Here is a 25,340-nt window from a genome sequence, read left to right as displayed (position 1 = left end):
CCAGAACCTGACACGGCCTCGCCGGCCTGCCCTGCCGCCCTACTCCGCCGCCTGCGGCCGCCGCGGCTGAACCACGTCGCCTTTCAGATTCATCGCCTTGGCGAGCGCATCGATGCGGCGCTGCACCGCTTCGCCGGACGGCACGCTGCCGTCGTCGGGAAGGGTCAGCACGATGCGCCCGTCGCCGACCTTCAGGCTGGTCCGCTCCAGCAGCGCCGTGGCGCCGCCAGACAGCGTGTGGGCGAGGCGCAGCGCCAGGCCCAGCACCAGCGCCTTCATCCCCTGCCCTTCCGTCACCAGGGTGCGGACCGGCGCGGTCAGCGGCACGTCGATGGTGCCCGAATAGCGGGCATGGGCGGCAAGCGCCAGGAAAGCCCGCTCGTCATGGTCGAGCGCCGGGAACGGGTAGCGCAGCACGCGCAGGAAGGCATGCTCGGCCCGGTAGTCGGGATGGTCGGCCCAGCCGACATCGCTCAGCAGGCAGGCGGCATGGCGCAGGCGGATGGCGTTGTCGTCCTCGCCGGCGAACAGCCCGGCCGTCCACGACATCAGCAGGGCGGGATCGCCCATCCTTACGAAGCGGCGGGCCCAATCGGCGGCCGAGGCCATCAGCGGATCCTCCCGCTGGCCTTCCGGCGACAGCAGGGAATAGAGGAGGCCTTCCCGCAGCCCGTAGGCGGAAAACACCAGCTTCGACGGCTGGACGATGCGCAGCAGTCGCTCCATCACCAGCCCGGCGAGGGGCAGCGTGTCGAGCCGGCGGCGCGATCCCGCCATCTTCTCCAGCGACGAGCGGCTCTGCCGGCCGATCAGGGACGTGAACTCCCGCGCGTCGGATGCCGCGATGGTGTAGTGGTGGATGATGTGCAGCGGATGGCCGGACTGCTCCATATGCAGCTTGGCGATGGCGCGCCAGCTTCCGCCGACCGGGTGGAAGGGCCGCCCCTTCATTGCCGACAGCCAAGGCAGTGATTCCAGATGCTGGTCGATCAGCCTGGCCGGACCGCCCTTGGACGCGCCGACCTCCATCAGCCGCAAGGGACCGAGCGGCAGCGTCACCTGCTTGCCGATCACGCCGCGGTCGAGCGTGACCAGTTCCAGGCTGCCGCCGCCGAGATCGCCGACGAGGCCGTCGGCGCCGGGAGTGCCGGACAGCACGCCCATGGCGGACAGCCGCGCCTCCTCCTCCCCGCTGATGACGCGGACGGTCAGGCCGGCGCGGCGGCGGATGGCATCGACGAAGGCGGCGCCGTCGCGGGCGTCGCGCACGGCGGCGGTGGCGATCACGTCGAGCCGGCCGACGCGCATGCCCTGGGCCAGCGTGGCGAAGCGTTCCAGCGCGGCAAGCCCCTGGACGACGCCGTCGGGGTTCAGCAGGCCCGACTTCTCCACGCCGCGGCCGAGGCCGCACAGCACCTTCTCGTTGAACAGGGCGAGCGGCGCGCGGGTCAGCCCGTCATGGACGACGAGACGGATCGAGTTGGAGCCGATGTCGATCACGCCGACACGCTCCGCCGGACCGCCGGCCGTCCCATTCCAGTTGGCGGAAACGTCGCCTGGAACGGCGGCCGCGCGAATGTCCTTGCTCATACCCAGACTCCCGTCACCCGTCCTCAGGTCACCGCGTGCAGCATGAGCCGCGGCGGCGTGCGCTTGCTGCTGAGCGCGCTGCCCCGGCCCGACAGGCTGGGGTTGGTCATAAAGTAATTATGGGCACTGAACGCGTCAGGGCCAGCTTTGATCCGATGGTACACGCCATCGGGGCCGAGCTTCCAGGTGCTTGCATCGTCCTTGAAGTTGGCAACCATGATCTGGTCGAGCACCTGTTCGTGCACCGTCGGATTTTCGATGGGCACCAGGGTTTCGATTCGACGGTCCAGATTGCGGGTCATCCAGTCGGCCGAGGAAATGAAGACCTTGGCCTGGTTGCTGGGCAGGCCATGGCCGTTGCCGAAGCAGATGACGCGGCCGTGCTCCAGGAATCGGCCGACGATGCTGCGCACCCGGATGTTCTCCGACAGCCCCTTCACCCCCGGCCGCAGGCAGCAGATGCCGCGGATGACCATGTCGATCTGCACCCCGGCCTGGGACGCCTTGTACAGCTTGTCGATGATGACCGGATCGACCAGGGAGTTCAGCTTCACCCAGATCGCGGCCGGACGGCCGGCGGCGGCATGGGCGATCTCCCCCTCGATCAGGTCGGACAGGCGCTGGCGCAGGGTGATCGGCGCGATGGCGATCTTCTCCAGAACCTTGGGCGTGGCGTAGCCGGTCATGAAGTTGAACATGACGGCGGCGTCGTGGCACAGCGCTGGGTCGCAGGTGAAGAAGGACAGGTCGGTGTAGACCTTCGCCGTGATCGGGTGATAGTTGCCGGTGCCGAAATGGACGTAGCTGCGCAGCGCCTTCTTCTCGCGCCGCACCACCAGCGACACCTTGGCGTGCGTCTTCAGATCGACGAAGCCGTAGACCACCTGGGCGCCGGCGCGCTCGAGGTCGCGCGCCCAGCGGATGTTGGCCTCCTCGTCGAAGCGGGCCTTCAGCTCCACAAGCGCGGTCACCGACTTGCCGGCCTCCGCAGCCTCGATCAGGGCGGCGACGATCGGGCTGTCCTTGCTGGTGCGGTACAGCGTCTGCTTGATCGCCACCACCTGGGGGTCGCGCGCCGCCTGCCGGATGAACTGCACCACCACGTCGAAGGATTCGTAGGGGTGGTGCACCACGATGTCCTTGTGGCGGATCGCCGCGAAGCAATCGCCGCCGAAATCGCGGATCCGCTCGGGGAAGCGGGCGTTGAAGGGGCGGAAAACCAGGTCCGGCCGCTCGTCGACGATCAGCAGCTTGGTGTCGGTCAGGCCGATCAGCCCATCCAGGATGAAGACGTCGTCCGACGCCACGTTCAGTTCATGGCGCAGGAATTCGCGCAGATCGGCCGCCATGCCGCTGTCGGTCGCCAGCCGGATGACGCTGCCGCGGCGGCGGCGCTTCAGCGCGCTTTCGAAGGTGCGGACCAGATCCTCCGCCTCCTCCTCGATCTCGATCTCGCTGTCGCGCAGCACGCGGAAGACGCCGTGCGCCTTGACCTGGAACGGAGGGAACAGGCGGTCGATGAACTGCATCACCACCTTTTCCAGCTGGATGAAGCGGATGTCCGAACCCGGCAGGCGCATGAACCGTTCCAGCTGCGTGGGCAGCGGCACCAGCGCGTCGATGTGCCGGCCCTTGACCGGATCGTGCAGCTGCAGCGCCAGCGAGAATCCCAGGTTCGGCAGGAACGGGAAGGGGTGGGCCGGATCGACCGCTATCGGCGTCAGGATCGGGAAGATGTCGTCGAGGAACTTGGCCTCCAGCCAGTCCAGCTCGCCTTCGCTGAGCTCGCTCGGATCGACGACCGAGATTCCGGCCTCGCGCAGTTCGCCCTTCAGCGTGCGCCACATCGTCTGCTGGCTGTCCATCAACGCGGCGATGCGCTGCTTGACCGCCGTCAGCTGCTGGGCGGGCGTGAGATTCTCCGGGCTCGGCGCCTTGACCCCGGCGGCCACCTGGCCTTTCAGACCGGCGACGCGGACCATGTAGAATTCGTCGAGGTTGCTGGCGGAAATCGACAGGAAGCGCAGCCGTTCCAGAAGCGGGTGGTTCGGATTGGCGGCCTCGTCCAGGACGCGCTGGTTGAAGGCCAGCCACGACAACTCCCGATTGATGAAGCGTTCCGGAGCGTTGGGCTCGATGCCGACCGACTCGAGTTCCTGGAGTTGCGTCACGTCAACCTCTGAAATTCTGGGACCCCGTCTGCCCCCGGCCGCGAAGCGGTGCCTTGGGCAACCATGATATGGTGGGCAGACAGAGTATCCCATATGCGTTACGGTTTCAGGACTCCCATTTGGCGATGATCCAGGCCATCTCCACCCCTTCTCCACCTTCCGGCCAGCTAAATCCGACCGAATCCCGCCATGAAGACGCTGTTCCTGCTGCGCCATGCCAAATCCACCTGGGACGATCCGTCGCTGGACGACCACGACCGCCCCCTGAGCGCCCGCGGGGAGAAGGCTGCGTCGCTGGTCGGCAGCTATCTCGCCAGGCATCATGCCCGCATCGACCTCGTCCTGTGCTCCACCGCGGTCCGGGCGGTGGAGACGCGCAAGCGGGTGATGGCGGCGATGGGCGCGCCCTACCCGCCGGTCGAGCATGAACGCGGCCTGTATCTGTGCGGCGCCCGCACCCTTCTGGAACGGCTGCGCGACGCGCCGGATTCCGCGACCGGCCTGATGCTGGTGGCCCACAACCCCGATCTGCACGAGTTGGCGAACGCGCTGACCGGCAGCGGCGACCACCACCTGCGCCATGCCATGGGCAGCAAGTTTCCGTCCGGCGCCTGCGCCGTCCTGGTCTTCGAAACCCTGCATTGGGCCGACCTTGAGCTCGGCGCCGGCCGGCTGGCGGATTTTGTGCAGCCGCGTAAACTCACTTAACCTGCGGCGGCGGTTGGAGTATCCACGGAGCCACCTGTTCAATTCCAGACCGCTCTGGCCGTCAGGCCATTCCGGCCGGATTCGGGAGGACCCCGCCCCTTGCCACCCGTCGTTCCGCCCGCCAAGCCCTCCGCCAAGCCGTCTGCCGTCCCCGATGCGCAGCCATCCGCCCCCGCCGTCCGCGAGGTGGAGCTGAAGCTCCATGCGGCGTCGGCGGATCTGGCGCGGGTCGCCTCGCTGCCGGCGCTGCTGGCGCTGGCCGATGGGCCGGCGGCGACGCAGCGCCTGCGCACCGCCTATTTCGACACGCCGGACCTGAAGCTGGCTGCCAACGGGGTGGCGCTGCGCGTGCGGCAGGAGGGCGACCGCTTCGTCCAGACGCTGAAAACGGTCAACAGCGCCAGCCCCGGCGATTCCGCCGCGGTCGCGGTGCGGCGGGAGTGGGACTGGATCGTTGCGGGCGAAGCGGTGGACCGCGGCGTGCTGACCGACCCCGGCGTCGCCGGTCTGGTGCCGGCGGCGGCTCTCGACGATCTGGACTGCCTGTTCATCACCGACTTCAACCGCACCACCCTGCTGCTCCGTCCCGATCCGCTGACGGCGGTGGAGATGGCGGTCGACGACGGGCGGGTCTATGCCGGCGGCAACTCTCTGCCGATCAGCGAGGTGGAACTGGAGCTGAAGGCCGGAAAGGTCGCCAGCCTGTTCGAACTGGCGCTGACGCTGCAGGCCGCCGTCCCCATGCGCATCGGCAACGAGAGCAAGGCGGAGGCCGGACTCCGGCTGGTCACCGGCAGGGCGCCCGGACCGGTGGAAGCCGAGCCGCTGGGCCTGTCGCCCCTGACCACGGTCGCCGAGGCCTATCGCCACATCCTGCGCCACGCGCTGCGCCAGTTCCTCGCCAACGAGGCCTGTGCGCTCGGCGGCAGCGATGTGGAAGGGCTGCACCGGATGCGCGTCGCGCTGCGCCGGCTGCGCATCGCCCACCGCCTCTTCGCGCCGCTGATCGCCTCCCCCGAAGCCGACCGTCTGGTGGAGGAGAGCCGGGCGCTGGCGAAGCGGCTCGGGCCGGCGCGGGGCTGGGACGTGCTGATGTCCGACGTCATCGATCCGCTGCTCGCCGACCGCGCGGCACTGCCGGGCATCGACGGCGCGGCGCTCGACCGGCTGGCCGCCCTCGCCCGCTCCGCCGGAGCCGGTCCGGCGCGGGAAGCGATGGCGGCGATCCTGGCGCCCGGCTGCACCACCATGCTCCTGGGACTTGGCGCGTGGCTGGAGCATGGCCGCTGGGTGTCGCAGGCCGAGGGCAACCGCCGCGCCATGCTGTCGGCGCCGGTCGCCACGCTGGCCGGCGGCTGGCTGTCCGTGCGCATGGCGAAGCTCGGCAAGACGCCCAAGCCGCCGGAGGATGCCAAGGGCCGCGACAAGCTGCGCCGCCGGCTGCGCAGCCTGCGCTACACCGCCGACTTCTTCCGCGGCCTCTATCCGGAAGCCGCCGTACTGCCCTTCTTCGCGGCGCTGGAGCCGCTGCAGGCGGCGCTGGACGCCGAGCAGGACGCCGTCACCGGAGCCCGCATGCTGGGCGAGTTGAAGGGCGCGGACAGGAAGACGGTCGCCGCCGTCGCCGCCTGGATCGAGCGCCGGTCAGACAAGCGGCGCAAGACCCTGCCCGAGCTGTGGAAGCGCTTCCGCGCCGTACCGCCCTTCTGGTCATGACCGACCCGCGCCGGGCGCCGGTGGCAATGCCGCACCCCGCGCTTATATCGTCAGCCGGCCGGCGTCCGGCGGTCCCGCAAGAGACCCGGCCGGGCGGTCCGTTTTTCGTCATGCGGTGCGGCTGCTTGCCACTTTCCATCCGGATGGGCTTCGGGTAAAAGAACACTCCATGAACAAGTACATCAGCGTCCGCGGCGCGCGGGAACACAACCTGAAGAACGTCGATGTGGATCTGCCGCGCGACGAGCTGATCGTCATCACCGGCCTGTCGGGATCGGGCAAATCCTCGCTCGCCTTCGACACCATCTATGCCGAGGGACAGCGGCGCTACGTGGAGAGCCTGTCGGCCTACGCGCGCCAGTTCCTGGAGCTGATGCAGAAGCCCGACGTCGATTCGATCGAGGGGCTGTCGCCGGCCATCTCCATCGAACAGAAGACGACCTCGAAGAATCCGCGCTCCACCGTCGGTACGGTGACGGAGATCTACGACTACATGCGCCTCCTGTGGGCGCGGGTCGGCATCCCCTATTCGCCGGCCACCGGCCTGCCGATCGAAAGCCAGACGGTCAGCCAGATGGTGGACCGCATCATGGCGATGCCGGAGGGCACGCGCCTGCTGCTGCTGGCGCCCTTCGTCCGCGGCCGGAAGGGCGAGTACAGGAAGGAAATCCAGGACCTGCGCAAGCGCGGCTTCCAGCGCGTGCGGGTCGACGGCACCACATACGAGATCGACGAGGTGCCGGCGCTCAACAAGAAGCTGAAGCACGACATCGAGGTGGTGGTCGACCGCATCGTGGTGCGCGAGGGGCTGGGCAACCGTCTGGCCGATTCGCTGGAAACCGCGCTGGGGCTTGCCGACGGCATCGTCTGGGTCGAGAACGCCGAAACCAACGAGATGACCGTCTTCTCGCAGAAATTCGCCTGCCCGGTCAGCGGCTTCACCATCCCGGAGATCGAGCCGCGGCTGTTCTCCTTCAACAACCCGTTCGGCGCCTGCCCGGCCTGCGACGGCTTGGGCAGCAAGATCTATTTCGACCCGATGCTGGTGGTCCCTGACGAGCGGCTGCCGCTGGCCAAGGGCGCCATCGCGCCGTGGGCGGGCTCGAGCTCCAAATACTACGACCAGACGCTGGAGAGCATCTGCGAGCATTTCGGCGTCGCGATGACCACGCCCTGGCAGGAACTGCCGGATAAGGTGCGCCAGACCATCCTGTTCGGCTCGGACGGGGCGGCCATCACCATGACCTATGACGACGGCCTGCGGCGCTACCAGACCAACAAGGCGTTCGAGGGCATCGTCAACAACCTGGAACGGCGGTACCGCGAGACCGACAGCGCCTGGACCCGCGACGAGCTGTCCAAGTACCAGTCGTCCCAGCCCTGCGAGGTCTGCAAGGGCGCGCGGCTGAAGCCGGAAGCGCTGGCGGTCAAGATCCGCGGCCGCAACATCTCCGAGGCGGCGGAACTGTCCATCGCCGGCGCCGGTGCCTGGTTCAGCGAGCTGAACGAGCATCTGCGCCCGAAGGACCGCGAGATCGCCTACCGCATCCTGAAGGAGATCAACGAGCGGCTCGGCTTCCTCAACGCCGTCGGCCTCGATTACCTGACGCTCAGCCGTGGGTCCGGCAGCCTGTCCGGCGGCGAGAGCCAGCGGATCCGGTTGGCGTCGCAGATCGGCTCCGGCCTGACCGGCGTGCTCTATGTGCTGGACGAGCCGTCCATCGGCCTGCACCAGCGCGACAACGACCGGCTGCTGGAAACGCTGAAGCGTCTGCGCGACATCGGCAACACCGTCATCGTCGTCGAGCATGACGAGGACGCCATCCGCAGCGCCGACTATCTGGTCGACATGGGCCCCGGCGCCGGCCAGCACGGCGGCACCGTCATCGCCCAGGGCAGGCCGGAGGAGGTTCAGAAGAACCCCGACAGCATCACCGCCCAATACCTGAACGGCACCCGCTTCGTCCCGGTCCCCGACACCCGCCGGCCCGGCCATCCCGGCCAGTTCCTGGAGGTGCGGGGCGCCCGCGCCAACAACCTGCAGAATGTCTCGACCAGGATCCCGCTCGGCACCTTCACCTGCGTGACCGGCGTGTCGGGCGGCGGCAAGTCGACGCTGATCATCGAGACGCTGTACAAGGCGGTGGCGCGCAAGCTGATGGGTGCGCGCGAGCATCCGGCGGACCATGACGCGGTGCTGGGTCTGGAGCATCTGGACAAGGTCATCGACATCGACCAGTCGCCGATCGGCCGCACCCCGCGCTCCAACCCCGCCACCTACACCGGCGCCTTCACGCCGATCCGCGACTGGTTCGCCGGCCTGCCGGAATCGAAGGCGCGCGGCTACGGACCCGGCCGTTTCTCGTTCAACGTCAAGGGCGGGCGCTGCGAGGCCTGCCAGGGCGACGGCGTCATCAAGATCGAGATGCACTTCCTGCCCGACGTCTACGTCACCTGCGACGTCTGCCACGGCAAGCGCTACAACCGCGAGACGCTGGAAGTCACCTACCGCGACAAGACCATCGCCGACGTGCTGGACATGACGGTCGAGGAAGGCAAGGAGTTCTTCAAGGCGGTCCCCGGCATCCGCGACAAGATGGACACTCTGGAACGGGTGGGCCTCGGCTACATCCACATCGGACAGGCGGCGACCACCCTGTCGGGCGGCGAGGCGCAGCGCGTCAAGCTGTCCAAGGAACTCAGCCGCCGCGCCACCGGACGCACGCTGTACATCCTGGACGAGCCGACCACCGGCCTGCATTTCGCCGATGTCGAAAAGCTGATGGAGGTGCTGCATGCGCTGGTCGACCAGGGCAATACGGTGCTGGTGATCGAACACAATCTGGAGGTCATCAAGACCGCCGACTGGATCATCGACCTGGGGCCTGAGGGCGGCACCGGCGGCGGCGAGATCGTCGCCGAAGGCACGCCGGAGGATGTCGCGAAGGTGGAGCGCAGCTACACCGGCCGGTACCTCGCCCCCTACCTGAAGGCGAAGCCGGCGGTGCGGAAATCGGCAACCCGAAAGAGGGCGTGAACAAACGCAAGCTGCGCCGCGTTCTCCCCGGCAGAGTTCGCACTGCATGGGAGATGAGGCGCATGAAGACGATCGTGACCGGTGCCGGCGCCGCCCTGGGCGCCGCACTGCTGCTGGCCGCCTGCGGCTCCGACGGCACCACCACCAGCACGACGACCACCACGACCACCACGCCGAGCTACGGCTCGACCACGGCGACCCCGGCGCCGACCGGCGCCACCACCATCGAACGCAGCACGACGACCAAGAGCGAGTGAGCGCCCGCTCGGTTTTACGGTTCTGACTGGATGTTCTGATTGACTCCTGATCGACTTGCGGCCGGCCTTCCCTGTGGAGGCCGGTTTTTTCCTATGCGCGATTCCCGGCCTGAGTCGTGGTAAACTGGCCGGATGATGAACCCGGTACGCCTGCGCGCGCTCGACACCGTCAAACGCATCGTGTTCGATCATTTGGCGGAACACCCCGCGCGCGTCTATCTGTTCGGCTCCTGCGCGCGTGGCGATGTCGGGCATTGGAGCGACATCGACGTCGCGATAGATCCAATGGAACCACTGCCCCCCGGATTGATCGGCGAGATCGCCGAGGCGCTGGAGGAAAGCACCGTTCCCTACTTCGTCGATGTCGTCGATCTCCGTTCCGCCCGAGGTGAATTCCGGCAAGAGGTCGAGCGGGAAGGCATCGAATGGACAAGGTAGACCGAAAACTCGACACGGCACGCCAAGCCCTTGGCCGTCTTCAAGACGTTCTCAATCGGCCGGTTGACGATGTGGTCCGCGATTCCGCGATTCTGCGGTTCACCTTGGCGACCGAAACCGTCTGGAAAGCCGCGAGGTCGGTCATCGCCGACGAGACGGGCGCTGAACGACTGACTTCGGCAAGTCCGAAGGCCATGGTGCGCGAAAGCCAGATCGCCGGTTTCCTGACGGAGGAGCAGGCGGAAGCGGCGATGGCGATGATGAACGACCGGAACCTGACGGTTCATACCTACGATGAGGAAAAGGCGAACGAGCTGTTTTCGCGCCTTCCCGCCCATGCCGCATTGATTGAGGCCTGGATCTTGGCGATGCGGAGCGCCATAACCCGCCCCTGATCCGCCTGCTCTTACAGTATCCTGGAAAGTCCAATGACCGACACCCTTCGCCCCGTCCATGTCATCGGCGGCGGTCTCGCCGGTTCGGAAGCCGCGTGGCAGCTCGCCTCGCGCGGCGTGCCCGTCGTGCTGCACGAGATGCGGCCGGTCCGCAAGACCGAGGCCCACGATACCGACAAGCTGGCGGAGCTGGTCTGCTCCAACTCCTTCCGGTCGGACGACGCCGAATACAACGCGGTGGGTCTGCTGCACGAGGAGATGCGGCGCTGCGGCTCGCTGATCCTGCGCTGCGCCGACGCGAACAAGGTGCCGGCCGGCGGCGCGCTGGCCATGGACCGCGACGGCTTCGCCGATGCGGTGACGGAGGCCGTCTCCTCGCATCCCCTCATCACCCTCCAGCGCGAGGAGGTCGCCGGCCTGCCGCCGGAGGAGTGGGACAGCGTCATCGTCGCCACCGGCCCCCTCACCTCCCCCGCCCTGGCGGAAGCCGTCCGCGACCACACCGGCGAGGAATCTCTTGCCTTCTTCGACGCCATCGCTCCCATCGTCTATCTGGAGAGCATCGACCTGTCGAAGGCGTGGTTCCAGTCGCGCTACGACAAGCCTGGCCCCGGCGGCACCGGCAAGGACTACATCAACTGCGCCTTCGAGAAGGACGAGTACCGCGCCTTCATCGCCGCCCTGATCGAGGGCGAGAAGCTCGACTTCAAGGAGTGGGAGAAGAACACCCCCTACTTCGAAGGCTGCCTGCCGATCGAGGTGATGGCGGAGCGCGGAGTCGACACCCTGCGCTACGGCCCGATGAAGCCGGTCGGCCTGACCAACCCGCACAAGCCGGAACGCCGCCCCTATGCCGTGGTCCAGCTGCGCCAGGACAATGCGCTGGGCACGCTCTACAACCTCGTCGGCTTCCAGACCAAGCTGCGCCACGCCGAACAGGCGCGGATCTTCCGCATGATCCCCGGCCTGGAGAATGCCGAGTTCGCCCGGCTGGGCGGCATGCACCGCAACACCTTCCTGAACAGCCCGCGCCTGCTGGACGGCGCCCTGCGGCTGAAGTCGCTGCCCCGCCTGCGCTTCGCCGGGCAGGTCACGGGCTGCGAGGGCTATGTGGAGAGCGCGGCCGTCGGCCTGCTCGCCGGCCGCTTCGCCGCGGCGGAACGCCTGGGCCGGGAGATTACGAAGCCGCCCGTCACCACCGCGCTGGGCGCCATCCTCGGCCACATCACCGGCGGGGCGGAGGCCGAGACCTACCAGCCGATGAACGTCAATTTCGGCCTCTTCCCGCCGGTCGACGACAAGATCCGCGGCCGCGACCGCAAGCTTGCCTACACCCGCCGGGCACTGGCCGACCTCGACGGCTGGCTCAAGGACTGATACCGCCTAGCGCAAGTTCCGACTTGCGCCCGGCGATAAGGGCCGCGACTGCGGCCCAGCAGGCCCGTGCCTGCGAAGGCAAGCGGCCGGACGGCCGCCCCCGCCGTCCGAGGGCAAGCATAGTCGCGCGGGCGTCAGTAGCGCCCGCGCATCGCCGCCCAGCCCAGCTTCATCTGCCGGAACGGGTTGGGCAGCAGCACGCGCGGGACGAACACGTCGTTGCGCTCCCGCGCGATCACGCCCAGATGCAGGTCGGCAAGCGTGGCCGGCAGCAGCGCCGGCACCGCCGCCTTCGGCACCTGACGGCGCAGGGCGCGCGCCTCGTCCAGATGCCTGCGCGCCACATCGGCGATCTCGCCCACCACCGACCGCAGTTCCGCGCTGAAACGGCCGGCGAACAGATCCTCGCTTCGGGCGCCATGGCGCTGCATCAGATCTTCCGGCAGGCGCTGGCGATTCTGGCGGGCCAGGAACGGCGCCGCGCGCAGGATGCCGGCCAGGGCATAGGCGATGCCGACATGACGCCCGGCCGCCATCGCCGCCTCGTCCCGCACGCCCAAAATCTCGAGCGCCAGTTGGACCAGCGGCGCCCCGGTTACCTCGGCATAGTTGACGAGGCAGGTCAGGTCGGCCGGCGGCGTGTCGTCCAGGTCGGCCTCCCGCGCGTCGATCAGCCGGTCGAACAGGACGCGGCTCAGCCCCAGCCCGCGGGCCGCCTCGGCCAGCGGATCCATCACGCCATGGCGGGGGACGGGTCCGTCCTCATAGACCGCCTCTATGCCGTCACGCCAGAATTGAAGCCTCATCTGGCCCAGGATCGGTTCGCTGACGACCTCCCGGGTCTTCGCGATCTCCAGGTTGAAGGCGTAGAGTGCGAACATCGCTTCTCGCCTTTCGGTAGGAGTGAACAGACCTGCCAGAAAGTGGTCGTTGTCATATTTCCGAACCTCCCGTCCGCAATAGGACAGGTCGGTCGCAGCCTTCACCATGGGATGCCTGATTGGAAAAAGTGGGGAGGATCGACGGAAGGACGGGCCAAAGCCTGTTTCCAGGCCTATATGAAGCACACAAGGTCGCACCGCCAGCCCCGACGCGCAGCAGGCAGGGATCCCATGACGGATTTCAACATCGCCCCGACGAAGCCCCGCAAGACCGGCCCGGTCGCCCGCAAGGACGAATCCGGGGAGAATTTCCCGGTCGCCTCCCGCCTGATTCCGAAGCACCTGCGCCCGCATGTGATCGCCTTCTATGGCTTCGTGAGGCTGGCCGACGACATCGCCGACGATCCCGATCTCGAACCGGAGACCAAGCTGGCCTATCTGGAGGCGCTTGAACGGGCGCTTGTCTCCGGCCAGGCCAAGCACGCCTACCTGAAGCCGGCGACCGTGCTGCGCGAGAGCCTGCAGCAGACCGGCGTCAGCGACCGCCATGCCCGGCAGGTGCTGCGCGCCTTCCGCCGCGACGCGGTCGGCGCCCGCTGCCACAGCTGGAGCGACCTGCTGCTGTATTGCCGCTTCTCCGCCAACCCGGTCGGCCGCTACCTGCTGGAGCTGCATGGCGAGGGGGTGGCCGCAGGGCCGGCCTCCGACGCGCTCTGCTCCGCGCTGCAGGTGCTGAACCATCTGCAGGACGCGCGCGAGGACTGGACCCAACTCGGCCGCTGCTACATTCCGCTGGTCTGGTTCGACGACGCCGGCATCAGCGTCGAGCGTTTGGTCGAATGCGAGAGCGACGTCCGCATGCGCGCGATCTTCGATCAGGCGCTGGAGCATACCGACCGCCTGCTGGAACGGGCGGCGGCCCTGCCCGGCCTGATCCAGCACCGCGGCCTGCGGATGGAGGCGGCGGTGATCCTCAGCCTCGCCGAGTCGCTGTCGCGGCGTTTGAAGGCGCGCGACCCGATGAAGGCCAAGGTCACGCTGGGCACGCACCACAAGCTGGCGGCGGTGGCGCGGGGACTGGCGCGAAGCTTCTCCGCCGCATAAACTCCCGGGCCACACGTCACGACGTGCTACGCCACGCACGTCACCGCGTGCAATGCCCAGGATGCGACAGATGACCCCTCCACCGCTGGAGACGTCCCCGCTGGAACCGGTATCCACGACGTTGCCGGACAAAGAGACACCCGATACGGCCTCTTCCGTCACCGCCAGATCAGGCAGCACCTTCTACTGGCCGATGCGTCTGCTGCCCGCGTCCAAGCGGGCTGCGATGTTCGCCATCTATGCCTTCTGCCGCCGCATCGACGACATAGCCGACGAACCGGGCGACCCCGCCGCCAAGCGCGCGGCGCTCGACCTCTGGCGGCGGGACATCCGTGACCTCTATGTCGGCGGCGCCCCCAACGGTCCGCTCACCGCCGCGCTGAAGGGCGCCATCGAGCGCTACGGCCTGCCGCGGGCGGAGTTCGAGGCGCTGATCGACGGCATGGCGATGGATGTGGCGGAAGAGGCTGCCGGCGGCATGCGCGCCCCCGACCTCGACACCCTGCGCCTCTATTGCCGCCGCGTCGCCGGCGCGGTCGGCATGCTGGCCATCCGTGTCTTCGACCGCGCCGATCCCTCGACCGAGCGGTTCGCCCTGGCGCTGGGCGAAGCCCTGCAGCTGACCAACATCCTGCGCGATTTGGCCGAAGATGCCGAACTCGACCGGCTCTACCTGCCGCGCGAGCTTCTGCTGGCCGCCGGCATCGACGGCGACCGGCCGGCGGAGGTGTTGGCGCACCATGCCCTGCCGCAGGTCTGCGAGGCGCTGGCGGACCTCGCCGAAGCCCGCTTTGCCGAGGCCAGGGCGGCGATCGCCGGGCAGGCGCGGGGTTCGCTGTGGGCGGCGACGGCAATGATGGTGCTGTATCACCGGCTGCTGCGGCGCCTGCGCGCGGCCGGCTGGCGCGACCTGAACGCCCGTGTCCGGGTCGGGCGGCGGGAAAGCGCCTGGGTGGCGGTGCGCTGCATGCTCGGCATGCCGCCGGCCACCTGAATGACTCCCACCGTCCATGTGATCGGCGCGGGGCTGGCCGGTCTCGCAGCCGCCGTAAGGCTGACGGAAGCCGGCAGGCGGGTGGTGGTCCACGAGCAGGCCCCGCAGGCCGGCGGACGCTGCCGCAGCTTTCACGACGCAACGCTCGGCCGCTCGATCGACAACGGCAGCCATATGGTGCTCAGCGGCAACCGGGCGCTCCTCGACTATGCCCGGCGCACCGGCGGCGGCGAAGCCCTGGAGGAGGTCCGCCCGGCCGCCTTCCCCTTCCTGGACCTGCGTGACGGCGCCGCCTGGACCTTGCGGCCCGGCGGGCTGTGGCTGTTCGATCCGGCGCGGCGGGTTCCCGGCAGCCGGCCCCTCGACTATCTCGCCGCCCTGCGCACCCTGACCGCCGGCAAGGATCACTCCGTCGCCGATCTCCTGCCGCCCGATGGCCGGCTGTTCGGGCCGTTGTGGCGCCCGCTGGCGGTCTCCGCCCTCAATGGACCGGTGGAGCGCATCTCCGCCCGCCTGTTCGGCGCGGTGCTGCGCGAGACGCTGCTGCGCGGCGAGGCGGCCTGCCGCCCGGTGCTGGCGCCGCGCGGCCTGTCCGCCGCCTTCGTCGATCCGGCGCTGGCCCGCCTGCGCGCGGCCGGAGCGGCGGTGCATCTCGGTTCGCGGGTGGACGGCCTGACCTTTAGCGGCGACCGCGTGACCGGACTTTCGGCGGGTGGCAGCGCCGTGGCGCTGGGTCCGGCTGACGGGGTGATCGTCGCCGCCCCGGCCTGGGCGGCGGAACGGCTGGTGCCGGGCCTGACGGCGCCGCCACCGGGCGCGGCCATCGTCAACCTGCATGTCCGGCTGGACGGCCCGGTCCGGCTGCCCGGCGGCCTGCCATTCCTTGGGCTGGTCGGCGGGACGGCGGAATGGCTGTTCGCCCGCGACGACCTGCTGTCCGTCACCGTCAGCGATGCCGACGCGCTGGCCGCGCTTCCGGCCGAGGAGGCCGCTGCGACGCTGTGGGCGGAGATCGCCCCGCATCTCGGCCAGGACCAGCGACTCGGGGGCCCGATTCGGCCCTTCCGGCTGGTGAAGGAGAGGCGGGCGACGCCGGATCAGTCGCCCGAATCGGTCGCGCGCCGGCCGGGACCGCGAACCCGCTGGCGCAACCTGACACTGGCCGGAGACTGGACGGAAACGGGACTTCCAGCCACGTTGGAGGCGGCCATCCGCTCGGGAAACCGGGCGGCTGAGGCCGCTTTGTCGAGCGGAAATAACCCTATAAGACGTTCAGGACTGTTTCCGGCCTTCACAAGCTTCCGTCATCGGCCTATTTGGACGGACGGAGGTGCCGTGCTCGCAAGGCCCGGCCCGGAAGGACAATCAAAGAAGAGAGGGTGAAGTAAAATGGCGTTCGAACTTCCGCCGCTTCCGTATGCGTACGATGCGCTGGCTCCGTACATCTCGTCGGAGACGCTGCACCTGCACCACGACAAGCACCACCAGACCTATGTCACCAACCTGAACAACCTGACCAAGGACACCCCGCTGGCCAATGCCAGCCTGGAGGAGGTCATCAAGGCCTCGGCCGGTGACGCCTCCAAGGTCGGCATCTTCAACAACGCCGCCCAGGTGTGGAACCACACCTTCTTCTGGCAGTGCCTGAAGAAGGACGGCGGCAAGATGCCGGCGGCCCTGGAGCAGCGGATCGTCGCCGACTTCGGCAGCGTCGAGAAGTTCAAGGAAGAGCTGACCCAGGCCGCCCTGACCCAGTTCGGCTCCGGCTGGGCCTGGCTGTACCTGGACGGCGACAAGCTGAAGATCGGCAAGACCGGCAACGCCGACACCCCGCTGGCGCACGGCCACAAGCCGCTGTTCACCATCGACGTGTGGGAGCATGCCTACTACGTCGACTTCCAGAACCGCCGCGCCGACTTCGTGAAGGCTGTCATCGACAACCTCGCCAACTGGGACTTCGCCGCCGAGCAGCTGGCTGCGTAACGTTCCGACGGACGCACTCCATCCCCCTCCCCTGCGCCAGCAGGGGGGACCGGGGTGGAGGGCTGGCGCCGCAAGGCGCCCGCCAAAAGCAAAGGCGCCCTGAATGGGGCGCCTTTGTTCATTCCGGGGCCGAGGGCTTCGCCGCCTACACCGGCAGCATCGCCGCCGCCACCCGCCGCCCTTCGGCGAGCAGGACGTTGTAGGTCCGGCACACCGCGCGGCTGTCCATCGGCTCCACCACCACGCCCTGCTCGCGCAGGCTCTGGCGGAGCGCCTTGGGGATCATCGTCATGGTCGGGCCGGTGCCGAGCAGAAGGATTTCCACCTTCGGCTCGGCCGCCAGCACCATGGCGAAATGCTCCAGGGTCAGGGCGGCGGCGTCGGTCGCCTCCCAGGCCAGGGTGCGGTCGGGCAGCACGACGACCGCGCCGACGCGCCATTGGCCGGAGACGCAGAACTGCCCCGGACCATAGCCGTCGATGACCTGACGGTCGGACGGGATCATCGGCATGATGTCGGCCATGCTGCCCTCTCCTAACTCTGTGTTCCGGCGTTACGGCGTGGTGGCCGGGGTGTTGCCCTCCGCCGCGTCGGTCTGGCTGCCGCGCCGCAGGCGATTCTCGCCGAGGAACAGCAAGATGGGCGCCGCGATGAACACGGACGAACTGGTCGCAAGGATAACGCCGAAGATCAGCACGATGCCGAAGTCCTGCAGAGCTTCACCGCCGAACAGCGCCAGCGGAATGATCGACAGCAGGGTGGACACCGAGGTTCCCAGCGTGCGGTTCAGCGTCTCGTTGATCGAGCGGTCGATCAGCTCGCGCAGCGGCATCTTCTTATAGAGGCGCAGGTTCTCGCGCATACGGTCGTAGACCACGACCTTGTCGTTCACCGAATAGCCCATGATGGTCAGGATCGCAGCGATCGCCACCAGATTGAACTGGAGTCCGGTGATCGCGTAGAAGCCGACGATCTTGGTGATGTCCAGCAACAGCGTGACCACCGCGCCCAAGCCGAACTGCCATTCGAAACGGAACCAGATGTAGATCAGCATCGCCAGCATCGACAGGCCGAGCGCCAACATGCCGTTGGCGAACAGTTCACCGCTGACAGAGGCGCCGACGGCCTCCACGCGGCGCACCTGGGTGCCGGGAAGTGCTTCCGCCAGCGTGCTGCGCACCTTGTCGGCGGCGACCTGCTGGGCGGCGTCGTCGCCGGGCTGGCGTTCCAGGCGGATCAGCACGTCCTGTGGCGATCCAAACTCCTGCAGCGCCACCTGTCCCATGCCGAGGCCGGACAGGGTATGGCGCAGAGAGGAGAAGTCGGCCGCCTGGGGCGTCCGCGCCTCGATCACGATGCCGCCGCGGAAATCGATTCCGTAATTCAGACCCGGATAGAAATACAGGAAAACCGATGCGAGGGACAAAACCGCCGACACGACGAGGCCGGCGATGCGGCCGTTCATGAAGGGAATCTTGGTGTTGTCGGGGACGAGGCGGAGATGGAACATCGGAAGACCTCTCAGACCGGCAACACGGCCGGACGCGTCCGGCGCAGCCACGTCACCATCATCAGGCGCACAAGCACCGTGGCGGTGAACATGGAGATGAGAATGCCGAAGGTGATGGTGACGGCGAAGCCCTTGATGGTGCCGGTGCCGAAGATGAACAGCAGCGACATCTTGATCGCCGTCGTCAGGTTGGAGTCGACGATCGTGCTGTAGGCGCGGCTGAAGCCGGCCTCCATCGACGCGAAGACGCCGCGGCCCTTCTTCGTCTCCTCGCGGATACGCTCGTTGATCAGGATGTTGGCGTCGACCGCAAGACCAAGCGTCAGCAGGATGCCCGCGATGCCCGGCAGCGTCAGCGTCGCCTGCAGCAGCGACAGCGCCGCCAGCGTCAGCACGATGTTCACGAACAGCGCGATGCAGGCGAAGGAGCCGAACAGCCCGTAGGACGCAATCATGTAGGCGCAGACCAGGACGAAGCCGACGGCGACGGCGGTCAGGCCGGCACGGATCGAATCGGCGCCCAGGTCGGGACCGACGGTCCGCTCCTCGATCACCTTCAGCGGGGCAGGCAGGGCGCCGGCACGCAGCAGGACGGCGAGGTCGTTGGCGTTGGCGGCGGTGAAGTTGCCGCTGATCTGGCCGCGTCCGCCGGTGATCGGCTCGCGGATGACGGGTGCGCTGATCACCTTGTTGTCGAGCACGATGGCGAAGGGCCGGCCGACATTCTGCCTGGTCACTTCGGCGAAGCGGTTGGCGCCCGCCGTGTTGAATTCGAAGTTCACCACCCATTCGCCGGTCTGCGGATTCGTGCCGGCGGACGCGTTCTTCAGCGTGGCGCCGTCGACCTCGACCTTCTTGCGGATGACGTATTTCGACTGGTAGCGGTCGCCTTCGGTCGAGGGCAGGATCTCGGAGCCCGGAGGGGCGCGGCCGGTGTTGGGGTCGGCGTTCATGTCGACCAGCCGGAAGGTCATCTTGGCGGTGGTGCCGAGCAGCCGCTTGATCCGGTCGGGTTCCTCGACGCCGGGCAGCTGGACCAGGATCCGGTCGTTGCCCTGGCGGGCGATTGTCGGCTCGTTCACGCCGGTTTCGTCGATGCGGCGGCGGACGATCTCGATCGACTGCTCGACGGCCTGGGTGGCGCGTTCGCGCAGCGCGGCCTCGCTCAACGTCAGGGTCACGGTGCTGCCGTTGACCGACACATTCAGGTCGGGCTGCCCGCTGCTCAGCGCCGACCCGCCCACCGGGGTGGCGAGCTCGCGGAGTACCTTCACCGCCTCCTCGGCCTGCGCCGGGTCACGCAGCTGGACGGTTACGGAGCGCTCGCCGGCGGTCAGCGAGGTGTAGCCGATATTGGCGGTGCGCAGCTGCTGCCGAGCGCCGTCGACCAGCCCCTCCACCCGGTCGCGGATGACGGTGGCCATGTCGACCTCGAGCAACAGATGCGATCCGCCGCGCAAGTCGAGGCCCAGGGACACCTTGCTGTGCGCATACCAGGACGGCAGCGCGGCCAGCGTATCGCGGCCCAGGAAGTTGGGCAGCACCATGATGAAGCCGGCGATGCAGATCGCCAGGATCATGTAAATCTTCCAGCGCGAAAAATAGAGCATGCGTCACTCGAATCCGATCAGACACCCGCGCAGGCCCGGCCGGTTCGCCGCGGCTGGGCGGCGGCCGACCGATCCGGGTGGGAAGCGCTTTCGGGCTGGCCCGCGTGAGAGGAAGCGCGGCTTACTTGCGGCCGAACAGCTTGCCGATGCCGCCGGCGGCGGGGGTGTCGGCCGGCTTGCTCTCGCCTTCCTCCGTGGTGGCGGCGGGGGTGGAGTCGCCGCCGGACTTGCCGGTCGGCTCGGTCTTGGCAAGCACGAGGTTCACGGTGGAGCGCAGGCAGCGCACGCGCACGTTCTCGGCGATTTCGACGGTCAGTTCGTCGTCGGCGACCTTGGTGACGACGCCGATGATGCCGCCGCCGGTCACGACGCGATCGCCGCGGCGGATGGCCGCGAGCATGGCCTTATGCTCCTTCATCTTCTTCTGCTGCGGACGGATCAGCAGGAAATAGAAGACGATGAAGATCAGGATCAGTGGCAAAAACTGGACGAGCATGTCACTGCCGCCGCCAGCCGGCGCCGCCGTCTGTGCATAAGCCGTCGAAACGAACATCTGAAAGCTCCTTACAGGTTTGATCTCGGCACCGGATCGGCGTTCCGCCGGGACGCCGCGACTATAAACGCCCATGACCGGGATGCAATGGTGATGCTCCACATTCCGTGGAGCCGCCACGGCTTGTGTGCTTGCCTTGCTGTGTTACGGTGCGATGGCGTCGGAGAGATGGCTGCGCAGGCGCCCACTTTCCATGGAACATCCAGAAAAAACATGCGGAGAATCATGTCGCAACCCTTCGCTGGCTCCGGTGCCGGTGCCGACCAGGCCCTGATTCCCCTGCTGACCCGCATCGCGGAGGCGCTGGAACGGCTGGCCCCGCCGCCGGACCGCCCGCTGGACTTCACCGCGGCCGATGCCTTCACGTGGCATCCCGATCCCGACCGCCTGGAGCCGGTTCCGGTGGTGAACCGCGTCGACATCCTGCTTCTGCAGGGCATCGAGCGGCAGCGGGAAATCCTGCTGGACAACACGCGGCGCTTCGCCGCCGGCCTGCCCGCCAACAACGCCCTGCTGTGGGGCGCGCGCGGTACCGGCAAGAGTTCGCTGGTCAAGGCCGCCCACGCCGCCATCTGCCTCGAACGGCCGGGCGAACTGGCGCTGGTCGAAATCCACCGCGAGGACATTCCCACCCTGCCCCGCCTGCTGGCGCGGCTGAAGGGCGAGCCGCGCCGCTTCATCCTGTTCTGCGACGACCTGTCCTTCGACCATGACGACGCGCATTACAAGTCGCTGAAGGCGGTGCTGGACGGCGGAATCGAAGGGCGGCCGGACAATGTGGTGTTCTACGCCACCTCGAACCGCCGCCACCTGATGCCGCGCGACATGATCGAGAACGAACGCTCGACCGCCATCAACCCGGCCGAGGCGGTGGAGGAGAAGGTATCGCTGTCGGACCGCTTCGGCCTGTGGCTGGGCTTCCACAACTGCGACCAGGACACCTATTTCGCCATGATCGACGGCTACGTCCGCCATTTCGGCCTGGAAATCCCGGCCGACCGGCTGCGCGCGGAAGCCATCGAATGGTCCGTCACGCGCGGAAGCCGGTCTGGCCGGGTGGCTTGGCAGTTCATCCAGGACCTGGCCGGTCGTCTAGGGCAGCCCCTTCGCTGACCTTGCGGTCCATCTGAGTGCTCGGGTCGACGGCTTGGCTGCCCTTGCGCAGCTCGAAATGGAGCTGGGGCGTGGACACGCCGCCGGTCTGGCCGACCCGGGCGATCACCTGCCCCCGCTTCACCGCGGCGCCGCGCTCCACCTCGATCTTGTCGAGATGGGCGTAGGCGGTGATCCAGCCGTCGGAATGCTTCAGCAGCAGCAAATTGCCGAAGCCGCGCAGTTCGTTGCCGGCATAGGCGACCACGCCGCTGTCGGCGGCGACCACCGGGGAGCCCTTCGGTGCAGCAATGTTCAGGCCGTCATTGTGCAGTCCGTCGGGTTTCGGCCCGAAGCCGGAAATCAGTTTGCCATTCACCGGCCAAAGGAAACGGCCGCCGCGCGACGGCGTGGCGGAGTCCGCCTTAGGCTCGGGCTTCGGCGGCGCGGCGGCGGCGACTTCCTGCTGCGGCGCGGCGGCGGGCGGCGGGATCGGGGTCGGGACCGGCTTGGCTCCCGGCGGGCGCAGCATGGTCGGCGCCTGTCCCGGCTGATAGGTGGTGTCGCCCGCGGCGACCTGCCCGGTCGGGGCCGGCGCCGGTTCGGCGGCAATGCCCGACTTCGGCGGCGGCGGCAGCGGCGTGGCGGAGATGCCGCCGGAAGAGGACGCGCCCGGCGGCGGCAATTCGACCGCCTGGACCGCACCGCGCCCGGCCGGCGAGCCTTGCGGCGTCAGCGGCATGGCGCCGCCGGTGGCGGGAGCCGAAGCGATCATGGTGCCGCCGCCGTCGTTCGCACCCGGCAGGCGCAGGGGCTGGCCGGCCTGCACGCCATAGGGCGGCGACAGGTTGTTCAGCCGCGTCAGTTCGCTGACATCCACATTGTGCATGCGCGAGATGCTGTAGAGGCTGTCGCCCTTCTGCACGATGTACTGGCGCGAGGTCGGCAGGACCAGCCGCTGCCCGATCTCCAGACGGTAGGGCGGCGACAGCCTGTTCACCTCGATCAGGTCGCGCAGCGGCACATTGTAGCGGCGGGACAGGCTGTAGGCACTGTCGCCCTTCTGCACGGTGATGGCGCCGCCGGCCGATTCCGGCACTTCGGACATATGGGTGAAGGGGGCCAGCCCGCCCACCCGTTCGCAGGCACCGAGTGCCAGGACGGCGGTGGACAGGACCAGGGCCGGCAGAAGGCGAGCGGACATGGCGGATCTCATGCGGAACGGGCCGGTTGTGGCGGGTCGGACAGCAGCGGAACGAAACGGACGGGCCACAGGTCCTCCCGGATAAGGCCAGCTTCGGAACGCCGGAATCGCACCACTCTCTGATCGCGGTGATCGGTTCCCAGCGGAATGACCATGACACCACCAACGGCGAGTTGATCCGTCAAGTGTTTTGGCGGCTCGGGACCACCGGCGGCTGTGACCAGTATGCGGGCGAAGGGCGCAACCTCCGGCCAGCCGCGCGTCCCGTCGCCGAGCCGCGTGGTGATGTTGCCGATGTTCAGCGCCCTGAACCGCTCTTCCGCCTCGCGCAGCAGAGGTTTCAACCGCTCGATGGTGAAGACCCGGCGGCACAGCCGCGACAGCACCGCCGCCTGATAACCGGAGCCGGTGCCGACCTCCAGCACAAGATGCCGCGGGTGAAGGTCCAGGGCCTGGGTCATCTGCCCGACCACCAGCGGCTGGCTGATCGTCTGGCCCAGGTCGATCGGCAGGGCCGCATCCTCCCACGCCCGGTCCTGGAAGGCGTCCGGGACAAACAGCTCGCGCGGGATCCGCTCGATGGCCGCCAACACCTTGGTGTCGGTGACCCCGGCCCCGCGAAGGGCCATCAGCAAGCGGATCTTGCGCGGGTTGTAGGTCACACGAAGGCCTGCCTCAACGTCTGCAGCGTCGGCGTGTGGGTCAGGTCGAGATAGATCGGCGTCACCGAGATGCCGCCGTTGAAGACGACATGGATGTCGGTGTCGTCCGCCACATCGGCCTCGCCGCGCAGCGTGCCGATCCAGATATAGGGCTTGCCGCGCGGATCGACGCGCTCGAACAGTTCGTCGCCGATCTTGCGCTTGCCGTGGCGCACCACCTGGATGCCCGTCACCTCTTCGGCCGGACAGGCCGGGAAGTTGACGTTCAGCAGCACGTTCCTCGGCCAGGCCACCGTCACCGCCTTGCGCACCACCTCCGCCCCATGGGCGGCGGCGGCGGACCAGTCGATCGGCTGGCCCGGTTCGTAATGCTGACTCATGGCGATGGCTGGGACGTTCAGCAGCGTCGCCTCCATCGCCGCGGCGATGGTGCCGGAATAGGTCACGTCCTCGCCGATGTTGGAGCCCTGGTTGACGCCGGACAGCACCAGCGTCGGGCGGGCGTCCCGCATCACATGGTTGACCGCCAGCAGAACGCAGTCGGTCGGCGTGCCGTCCACCGTATAGCGGCGCTCGTCCAGCTTGCGCAGGCGCAGCGGCCGGTTGATGGTCAGCGAATGGCTGGCCGCCGACTGCTCCATCTCCGGCGCGACCACCCAAACGTCGTCGGACAGTTCGCGCGCGATGGTTTCCAGGACCTTCAATCCCTGCGCATGGATGCCGTCGTCGTTGGTGACGAGGATGCGCGTCTGGGACAGGTCGAGCGGCAGGTTGAACATCAGGCCGAAATCCTCTCCACTCCGCGCATGTAGGGGCGGAGCGCTTCGGGAATCAGGATCGAACCGTCGGGCTGCTGGTAGTTCTCCAGCACCGCGATCAGGCAGCGCCCGACCGCCACACCCGATCCATTGAGGGTGTGCACGAATTGAGTTTGCTTCTCGCCCTTGTTCCTGCAACGGGCTTTCATCCGCCGCGCCTGGAAATCTCCGCAATTGGACACGCTGGAGATCTCGCGGTAGGCGTTCTGACCCGGCAGCCACACCTCGACGTCATAGGTCTTGCGCGAGGAGAAGCCCATGTCGCCGGTGCACAGCACGATGGTGCGGTAGGGCAGGCCCAGCCGCTCCAGGATCGTCTCGGCGCAGCGGGTCATGCGCTGGTGCTCCGCCTCCGACTGTTCCGGCGCGGTGATGGACACCATCTCCACCTTCCAGAACTGGTGCTGGCGGATCATGCCGCGGGTGTCGCGCCCGGCCGACCCGGCTTCCGCCCGGAAGCACGGGGTCAGCGCGGTGTAGCGCAGCGGCAATTCCTCCTGCGCCACGATCTGGTCGTTGACCAGATTGGTCAGCGGCACCTCGCTGGTCGGAATCAGGTAATGGCCGCTCATGGGGATCTTGAAAAGATCCTCCTCGAACTTCGGCAGCTGGCCGGTGCCGAACAGGGCGTTGTCGCGCACCATCAGCGGCGGCGCCACTTCGGTGTAGCCATGCTCCGCCGTGTGGATGTCCAGCATGAAGTCGGCGAGAGCGCGCTCCAGCCGGGCGAGCCCGCCCTTCAGCACGGTGAAGCGGGCGCCGGACATGCGGGCAGCCGCCTCGAAGTCCATCAGGCCCAGCGCCTCGCCCAGTTCGTAATGCTGCTTGGGGTTGGCAATCTCGGGCGGGGTGCCCCAGCGGCGGACCTCGACGTTCGCGGTCTCGTCCGGCCCCTCCGGCACGTCGTCGGCCGGGATGTTGGGCAGGCCGGCCAGCAGCGCGTCCAGCTCGGCGCCGAGGGCGCGCTCCTCCTCCTCCAACTGGGGCAGGCGGTCCTTCAGGACCGCCATCTCGTCCAGGATCGGCTGGGCGTCGCGGCCTTCGCGCTTGGCGAGGCCGACCTCCTTCGCCGCCTCGTTGCGGCGGGCCTGCATCTCCTGCATCTGGGTCTGCGCGGCGCGGCGGCGGCCGTCGAGGTCGAGCACGGAGGACGACATCGGCGCCAGTCCGCGGCGGCCAAGGCCACGGTCGAAGGCTTCGGGATTCTCACGGATGGCGCGAAGATCGTGCATGGCTCGAA

The 25,340-nt window shown here is 68.1% G+C and carries 23 protein-coding genes; 12 read left to right on the top strand and 11 right to left on the bottom strand.

The features are described from left to right. Positions 1 to 39 precede the first annotated feature (39 nt). Together DM194_RS04450 and DM194_RS04445 are read right to left on the bottom strand one after the other, a co-directional pair. Complete coding sequence (locus DM194_RS04450; RefSeq protein WP_111066114.1) at positions 40 to 1,590, bottom strand: Ppx/GppA family phosphatase; 1,551 nt, start codon at positions 1,588 to 1,590, stop codon at positions 40 to 42. Positions 1,591 to 1,613: 23 nt separating this feature from the next. Continuing rightward, entirely contained in the window at positions 1,614 to 3,761 is a 2,148-nt protein-coding gene (locus tag DM194_RS04445; protein WP_111066113.1) for an RNA degradosome polyphosphate kinase, read from the bottom strand. A 189-nt stretch (positions 3,762 to 3,950) separates the two neighbouring features. Here DM194_RS04445 and DM194_RS04440 point away from each other — a divergent pair, with 189 nt between their 5' ends. The 7 genes from DM194_RS04440 (at position 3,951) to trmFO (ending at position 11,689) form a co-directional block, all read left to right on the top strand. Beyond that, positions 3,951 to 4,469 carry a SixA phosphatase family protein gene (locus DM194_RS04440; RefSeq protein ID WP_111066112.1) on the top strand — a complete coding sequence of 173 codons (519 nt, stop codon included), beginning with the start codon at positions 3,951 to 3,953 and terminating at the stop codon, positions 4,467 to 4,469. Between the two features lie 99 nt (positions 4,470 to 4,568). Beyond that, on the top strand, positions 4,569 to 6,185 hold the full coding sequence (locus DM194_RS04435) for a CYTH and CHAD domain-containing protein (RefSeq protein ID WP_111066111.1): 1,617 nt from the start codon (positions 4,569 to 4,571) through the stop codon (positions 6,183 to 6,185). 169 nt (positions 6,186 to 6,354) lie between these two features. Beyond that, positions 6,355 to 9,222 (top strand): excinuclease ABC subunit UvrA, encoded by a 2,868-nt coding sequence (gene uvrA / locus DM194_RS04430; RefSeq protein ID WP_111066110.1) that lies wholly within the window; start codon positions 6,355 to 6,357, stop codon positions 9,220 to 9,222. A gap of 62 nt (positions 9,223 to 9,284) precedes the next feature. Then, positions 9,285 to 9,479 carry a hypothetical protein gene (locus tag DM194_RS04425; protein WP_111066109.1) on the top strand — a complete coding sequence of 65 codons (195 nt, stop codon included), beginning with the start codon at positions 9,285 to 9,287 and terminating at the stop codon, positions 9,477 to 9,479. 132 nt (positions 9,480 to 9,611) lie between these two features. Next, positions 9,612 to 9,917: a nucleotidyltransferase family protein gene (locus DM194_RS04420; RefSeq protein WP_111066108.1), complete on the top strand. Its 306-nt coding sequence runs from the start codon at positions 9,612 to 9,614 to the stop codon at positions 9,915 to 9,917. After that, positions 9,905 to 10,312: a nucleotidyltransferase substrate binding protein gene (locus DM194_RS04415; RefSeq protein ID WP_111066107.1), complete on the top strand. Its 408-nt coding sequence runs from the start codon at positions 9,905 to 9,907 to the stop codon at positions 10,310 to 10,312. Before DM194_RS04420 ends, DM194_RS04415 begins: the two co-directional genes overlap by 13 nt. Positions 10,313 to 10,345: 33 nt before the next feature. Continuing rightward, positions 10,346 to 11,689: a methylenetetrahydrofolate--tRNA-(uracil(54)-C(5))-methyltransferase (FADH(2)-oxidizing) TrmFO gene (trmFO, locus tag DM194_RS04410; RefSeq protein ID WP_111066106.1), complete on the top strand. Its 1,344-nt coding sequence runs from the start codon at positions 10,346 to 10,348 to the stop codon at positions 11,687 to 11,689. A gap of 134 nt (positions 11,690 to 11,823) precedes the next feature. Here trmFO and DM194_RS04405 read toward each other — a convergent pair whose 3' ends face one another. Further along, positions 11,824 to 12,678 carry a phytoene/squalene synthase family protein gene (locus DM194_RS04405; RefSeq protein WP_111066105.1) on the bottom strand — a complete coding sequence of 285 codons (855 nt, stop codon included), beginning with the start codon at positions 12,676 to 12,678 and terminating at the stop codon, positions 11,824 to 11,826. 123 nt (positions 12,679 to 12,801) lie between these two features. On the opposite strand from DM194_RS04405, the gene DM194_RS04400 reads away from it, so the two are divergent. The 4 genes from DM194_RS04400 to DM194_RS04385 all read left to right on the top strand — a co-directional run bounded on the left by DM194_RS04400 (position 12,802) and on the right by DM194_RS04385 (position 16,651). Then, on the top strand, positions 12,802 to 13,674 hold the full coding sequence (locus DM194_RS04400) for a squalene/phytoene synthase family protein (RefSeq protein ID WP_111066104.1): 873 nt from the start codon (positions 12,802 to 12,804) through the stop codon (positions 13,672 to 13,674). A gap of 70 nt (positions 13,675 to 13,744) precedes the next feature. After that, positions 13,745 to 14,668: a presqualene diphosphate synthase HpnD gene (gene hpnD, locus DM194_RS04395; RefSeq protein ID WP_111066103.1), complete on the top strand. Its 924-nt coding sequence runs from the start codon at positions 13,745 to 13,747 to the stop codon at positions 14,666 to 14,668. Then, a complete protein-coding gene (gene hpnE, locus DM194_RS04390; protein ID WP_111066102.1) occupies positions 14,669 to 16,051 on the top strand; it encodes a hydroxysqualene dehydroxylase HpnE in 1,383 nt (460 codons plus the stop codon). A gap of 6 nt (positions 16,052 to 16,057) precedes the next feature. Continuing rightward, positions 16,058 to 16,651, top strand: coding sequence for a superoxide dismutase (locus DM194_RS04385; RefSeq protein WP_111066101.1), 594 nt, complete (start codon positions 16,058 to 16,060; stop codon positions 16,649 to 16,651). Positions 16,652 to 16,796: 145 nt separating this feature from the next. On the opposite strand, the gene DM194_RS04380 is transcribed toward DM194_RS04385, so the two are convergent. The 4 genes from DM194_RS04380 to yajC form a co-directional block, all read right to left on the bottom strand. Further along, complete coding sequence (locus DM194_RS04380; protein ID WP_111066100.1) at positions 16,797 to 17,174, bottom strand: Mth938-like domain-containing protein; 378 nt, start codon at positions 17,172 to 17,174, stop codon at positions 16,797 to 16,799. Positions 17,175 to 17,204: 30 nt separating this feature from the next. Next, complete coding sequence (gene secF, locus DM194_RS04375) at positions 17,205 to 18,161, bottom strand: protein translocase subunit SecF (protein ID WP_111066099.1); 957 nt, start codon at positions 18,159 to 18,161, stop codon at positions 17,205 to 17,207. Positions 18,162 to 18,172: 11 nt separating this feature from the next. Then, positions 18,173 to 19,771: a protein translocase subunit SecD gene (secD, locus tag DM194_RS04370; RefSeq protein WP_111066098.1), complete on the bottom strand. Its 1,599-nt coding sequence runs from the start codon at positions 19,769 to 19,771 to the stop codon at positions 18,173 to 18,175. Positions 19,772 to 19,892: 121 nt separating this feature from the next. Beyond that, a complete protein-coding gene (yajC, locus tag DM194_RS04365) occupies positions 19,893 to 20,324 on the bottom strand; it encodes a preprotein translocase subunit YajC (RefSeq protein WP_111066097.1) in 432 nt (143 codons plus the stop codon). 225 nt (positions 20,325 to 20,549) lie between these two features. Between yajC and DM194_RS04360 the strand changes: the two genes are divergently transcribed. Continuing rightward, the gene (locus DM194_RS04360; RefSeq protein WP_111066096.1) at positions 20,550 to 21,437 is read left to right on the top strand and encodes an ATP-binding protein; all 888 of its coding nucleotides are present in this window, start codon (positions 20,550 to 20,552) and stop codon (positions 21,435 to 21,437) included. Here DM194_RS04360 and DM194_RS04355 read toward each other — a convergent pair. The 4 genes from DM194_RS04355 to serS are packed head-to-tail and all read right to left on the bottom strand — an operon-like array spanning position 21,394 to position 25,332. Continuing rightward, a complete protein-coding gene (locus DM194_RS04355) occupies positions 21,394 to 22,620 on the bottom strand; it encodes a LysM peptidoglycan-binding domain-containing M23 family metallopeptidase (protein ID WP_246024287.1) in 1,227 nt (408 codons plus the stop codon). The genes DM194_RS04360 and DM194_RS04355 overlap by 44 nt on opposite strands. Positions 22,621 to 22,628: 8 nt before the next feature. Continuing rightward, the gene (locus DM194_RS04350) at positions 22,629 to 23,282 is read right to left on the bottom strand and encodes a protein-L-isoaspartate(D-aspartate) O-methyltransferase (protein WP_111066094.1); all 654 of its coding nucleotides are present in this window, start codon (positions 23,280 to 23,282) and stop codon (positions 22,629 to 22,631) included. Beyond that, positions 23,279 to 24,061: a 5'/3'-nucleotidase SurE gene (gene surE / locus DM194_RS04345; protein WP_111066093.1), complete on the bottom strand. Its 783-nt coding sequence runs from the start codon at positions 24,059 to 24,061 to the stop codon at positions 23,279 to 23,281. The genes DM194_RS04350 and surE overlap by 4 nt, the downstream gene beginning before the upstream one ends. After that, positions 24,061 to 25,332 carry a serine--tRNA ligase gene (serS, locus tag DM194_RS04340; protein WP_111066092.1) on the bottom strand — a complete coding sequence of 424 codons (1,272 nt, stop codon included), beginning with the start codon at positions 25,330 to 25,332 and terminating at the stop codon, positions 24,061 to 24,063. Before serS ends, surE begins: the two co-directional genes overlap by 1 nt. Positions 25,333 to 25,340: the final 8 nt, after the last annotated feature.

It is taken from the genome of Azospirillum ramasamyi, from assembly GCF_003233655.1.
GTDB lineage: Bacteria > Pseudomonadota > Alphaproteobacteria > Azospirillales > Azospirillaceae > Azospirillum > Azospirillum ramasamyi.
Note: the sequence above shows the minus strand (reverse complement) of the source record. Positions and strands in the feature narration are given on the sequence as shown.